The 4,498-nt window shown below is 65.1% G+C and carries 4 protein-coding genes; 1 reads left to right on the top strand and 3 read right to left on the bottom strand.

Translation table 11 applies throughout. The annotated features are described in order from the left end of the window. Positions 1–99: 99 nt before the first annotated feature. Positions 100–879, bottom strand: coding sequence for a nitroreductase family protein (locus RWX87_RS06540; protein WP_314688780.1), 780 nt, complete (start codon positions 877–879; stop codon positions 100–102). Between the two features lie 73 nt (positions 880–952). Then, a complete protein-coding gene (locus RWX87_RS06535) occupies positions 953–1,267 on the bottom strand; it encodes a DUF4235 domain-containing protein (RefSeq protein ID WP_314688779.1) in 315 nt (104 codons plus the stop codon). A 173-nt stretch (positions 1,268–1,440) separates the two neighbouring features. Between RWX87_RS06535 and RWX87_RS06530 the strand changes: the two genes are divergently transcribed. Continuing rightward, entirely contained in the window at positions 1,441–2,130 is a 690-nt protein-coding gene (locus RWX87_RS06530; protein ID WP_314688777.1) for a histidine phosphatase family protein, read from the top strand. A gap of 74 nt (positions 2,131–2,204) precedes the next feature. On the opposite strand, the gene pulA is transcribed toward RWX87_RS06530, so the two are convergent. Next, positions 2,205–4,244: a type I pullulanase gene (gene pulA / locus RWX87_RS06525; RefSeq protein WP_314688776.1), complete on the bottom strand. Its 2,040-nt coding sequence runs from the start codon at positions 4,242–4,244 to the stop codon at positions 2,205–2,207. Positions 4,245–4,498 lie beyond the last annotated feature (254 nt).

The raw sequence follows: 4,498 nt of genomic DNA, 5'->3' as shown, positions 1-4,498 counted from the left end.
TATCCGTCGACGGCGGTTATGCGACCATCACGGCAGTATCTTCGGGGGGGACGGACGAGCCGGTGAATCACTGGCAATCGCGTTGCCCGTCAGGCGCGCTCAGGAGTCGAGACGGAATCCCTGTCGTTCGGCCGTGGGCAGCACGGCCTTGGCATGGACGCTTCTCGAGGTGGCTGCCGCGGCGATCTGTGCGCTGAAGGCCTCCACAGGACGATCGGCATGCCGCAGGTCGTAGTAGTGATGCACCTCGTCGTCGAAGGCGGGCAGGTATTCCCCGACGCCTGCCTCATCGTCGGTGGGATACGTGTCCATGAAGAACTGCGCCGGACGGGGAAGTCGTGGCTTGAGCATCGGCGTCTGGTCGGGGTGTCCGATGGCCAGTCCCAGGACGGGATATGTCAGCTCCGGAAGCTTCAGCAGATCGATGAGCGTGTCCACATCGTTGAGCAGGGATCCGAGGACCACGCATCCCAATCCGAGGGCGTTGGCCGCGGTCTCCATCGCGTGCAGGGCGAGAGCGGCGTCGTTCTGGGACTGCGTGAAATGGTAGCCGGCGTCAAGACTGAAGGACGGATCCGAGCCGTCGACGCCTTGGGTGCGTGCGATGAGGGCGTTGCGATGCTCGTCGGAGACGAAAACATAGAGCAAAGGCGCCTGCGCGATGTAGCTCTGCCGCCCGATGTCCGCCAGACGGCCTCGGAGCGCGGGATCGGTGATGCGAATCGCTGACCAGTCGTTGAGATACTGGCTGGAGGGAGCCCGCTGGGCCGCCTCCTCCAGTACGATGCGGATGTCGTCGTCGATGCCCTCATCGGTGAATGCGCGGATGGAACGACGTTCAAGAAGGGTGCGGATGGTGGGATTGTCGCGTGCGGTCATGCCCTTATTGTTTCACCATGACGATGAACGGCGGCCTGTCGACGGCACAGTTCACCCATGGAGAACCGAGACGCTACCTCGCCGAGGACGAGCCGCGGTGCGCCGCCCGACGATGACGATGGTTCACGAACGCGCGGGAGCCGCGTCCGGACAGCTGGGAGACGACGGCGACGAAGGCCGCGGACAGCGCCGAGAATACCAGACCCATGAGGAGTCCCTGGTCGGCCGCGTCGGAGTTCGCTGAGGCGCCGGCGTCCTTCGACGGTCCTCGGCGCCTCCACCACGCGGAGAACGCCTTTCCGGCGATGGCGGCCGCCGCCGTCGGAACAAGCATGATGAGCACCTTGTCACCAAGGGATTCGGCGTCCTGCGATCGTTGGGTGCGCATGTCATCCACCTTTCCCTGGAGCGTCGTCAACCAGGCGACCGTGGAGTCCGCATCAGGAATCCCGCTGTTTCGACGCTGAAGATCGTCCGCCGGTTCGCTGGTCATGTCTTCATACTAGTGGAACGCGTGAGAGACCCACCCGTTCCGCCTCGGCGGGGATACCATAGGAGGCTATGAACGACATCCTCGTCGAGGACGACGCCGTCGCTCGGGGCCGTCTCGTCCTTCTCCGACATGGTCAGACCGCTTGGAGCGTGTCAGGCCAGCATACGGGCCGCACCGACCTCCCCCTGACCGAAACGGGCAGGAAACAGGCCGTTCAGGCGGGTGAAAGGCTGCGGCGGATGTTCGTGGGGGGATTTGACTCCGTCTGGGCCAGCCCGCTGCTCCGAGCCCGACAGACGGCGGCTCTTGCCGGGTTCGCGGAATCCGGAACGCTGCCGGGAATCGTTGAATGGGACTACGGCAGAGCGGAGGGCCGCACCCGCGACGAGCTCAGCGAGGCCCTCGGGAGGTCATGGAACCTGTGGAGGGACGGCACGCAGAGGCTTCCGCCTTTCCTCGAGGGTGAACGCGAGGAAAGGCTTCCCGCAGGCGATGTCGTCCATGTCCGCAACGGACGCGGAGAGAGCCTGGCCGATGTGGCCGCCCGCGCCGATGACGTCATCGACCGTCTGTGGCCGGCCGTCGTCCAGGGACAGGACGTCCTGCTCGTCGCGCATGCGCATATCCTTCGCGTCCTCACCGCGCGATGGCTGGGGGTGGACCCCGGATTCGCCCGGCTGCTCCGGCTCGACACGGCCCATTACTCGGTTCTTGGGGTCTACAAGGGGGACCGGGTCATCGACAGATGGAACCTGTAGCCCCCGGTCGTCGCGGCATCCTTGGGTCCGGACGTCTTCGTGCCCGGTGCTCCCTGACCTTACCCTCCGTCTCCTCAGTCTCTTTTCCAGAGGATGAACGAGCGCGCGGGTGAAGGGAGCGTGGATTCGGCGACGGGGCCGACGGCTTCGGCCCGGCTTCCGGAGCCACCAGCGGGGAGTGAATCCGCATGAGACTCCATCTTCGGCGCGTCGGTTGCAGGACCGTCGCGCCGCGAGTCGACGAGGCGGCTCCATGATACGGAGGAGCCGTCCCCGGCGGCTGGTGCCGCGACGTGGCAACTCTTGTGGGTCGCGTTGACGACCACGACCAGATCGTGGCCGATGCATGCGGCCACGACTCCCTTGGGCGCGGCGATTCTGGTGCGTGGAGCGTCGTAAAGTCCGGGTTCACGTCGGCGTACGGCGATCAGGCGACGATACCAGTCCGTGAGCGAAGCCAGCCTGCGCGCGCGTCCCCAGTCGAGCATGTTGAGTCGGGCGCTGGAGTCGAAGGAGTTGTCGCAGCCGAACTTGGTGCGGGCGAACTCCTCGCCGGACAGCATGAAGGGGGTGCCGGCGGACGTCAGCACGATTCCGGTGGCCAGAACGTTGGCGTTCAGGATGTCGTCGATGGCTCCCAAGGCGTCGAAGTCGCTTTCCAGGACATGATCCCCGCGCATGCTCAGGCAGAGCTTGTCCCACAGCGTCAGGTCGTCATGCGCGGAGACGTACTGGATGAGCTGACCCGCCTGGCGCGGCGCCGATTCGGTGTTCCGCCAGCCGTCCAGGGCATGGAAGACGTCATCGGCGAACTCCTCGGCCGCGCCATTGACGTATCCGGGAGCGGATGCATCCATCACGCTGCCTTTCACGGAGTCTCGGGTGCCATCGCAGAACCAGCCGACCCGCGGGTCCAGGCCGCTGAGCCCGAGCTTGTCGCCAAGCGCCACCGAGTCGTCCACGGCCGTGACGTCGGCGGCCCAGGGTTCGCCGAACATCAGGATGCTTCGACCCCCGGGAAGCCCATCGAGTGCGCGCCGCGCGCGGTTCAGGGTGTCCACGTCGATAAGCCCCATGAGATCGAAGCGGAAGCCGTCGATATGGTAGTCCCGCGCCCAGTGCACCAGAGAATCAACGATGAAGCGACTGAACATCGGTCTTTCGCTGGCCATGTCGTTCCCGCAGCCTGATCCGTTGGACAGGCTCCCGTCCGGGTTCCTGCGGCAGAAGTAGCCCGGGACCATCCTCTCGAAGCAGTTGTCGGAGCGGAACATGTGGTTGTATACGACGTCCATGATCACCCGCATGCCGTTGCGGTGGAGCGAGGCGACCATCGACCGGCATTCGGCGATTCGTGTTCGCCCATCATGGGGATCGCTGGCATAGGAGCCTTCGGGGACGTCATACGTCACGGGGTCGTAGCCCCAGTTGTATGGGGATCGCGTGGTCTCGTCCACCGACCCATAGTCGTAGAACGGCATGATCTGCACATGGGTGACACCCAGCCGCCGTAGGTAGGTGACGCCGGTCGGGAATCCCGAGGAGTCGGGACCCCCCGTGGTCCCTGCCAGGGTGGTCCGGTCATCCGCAAAGGCCAGATAGCGGCCGCGATGGGCCTGAGGGAAGCCTCCCCGCGGATCGTTGCTGAAATCCCCGACATGCGTCTCCCAGATCACCGTCTGCTCGCGGGGAATCTCCGGAGGGACGTCGTCGGACCATCCCTCCGGAGCGAGGACCGATTCGTCGACCACCTGGCTGCGCTCGCCGTTGGCTCCGCAGGCATGCGCCCAGGGGTCGGGCGTCACCGTCCGTATGCCGTCAGGGAATTCGACGACGTAGTCGTAGTAGACGCCGTCGAGACGTTCGTCGAACCGCGTCTGCCAGGCTCCATCCCCGATGCGTCCGAGGTTCGTGTCGCGGTAGGGCTCAAGCCCGGGTCGTGAATCGCGATACAAACGCAGGATGATGGCCGATGCCGTCGGGGCCCAGACGGTGAAGGTCGTCGAGTCTCTGCCGAGGATGGCGCCGAGCTCGCCGTCGTACACGGGCCATATGCCGGTGTGGGACTGATCGCCCTCGGTTGATGGTGACGCTGTGCTGGGATGAGGATTCATGGAAGGTCCTTATGCTTCTGTGCTGCTTTCAGGCGACGCCTTGTAAGGAAGCTCGCCTGATGCGGATGCCGGCAGGGGACCGCTGATGTCGCGGTTCTGCCAGATCCGTCTCGTGTGGTGTCAAGGGGTGAATTCGGTCTGATCATGAGGCCGTCCCGATGGGGTACGGACGCGGAAAGGTCCAGGTCCCCCTCCAGGATTCGAATCTCCCTGTGGTGTCCGCCTTATGGCCGGAGATGGGAGCGGATGAGGAG

It is taken from the genome of uncultured Bifidobacterium sp. (assembly GCF_963540075.1).
Lineage (GTDB): Bacteria > Actinomycetota > Actinomycetes > Actinomycetales > Bifidobacteriaceae > Bifidobacterium.
The sequence above is the reverse complement of the archived record's forward strand: the minus strand, read 5'-3'. Positions and strand labels throughout refer to the sequence as shown.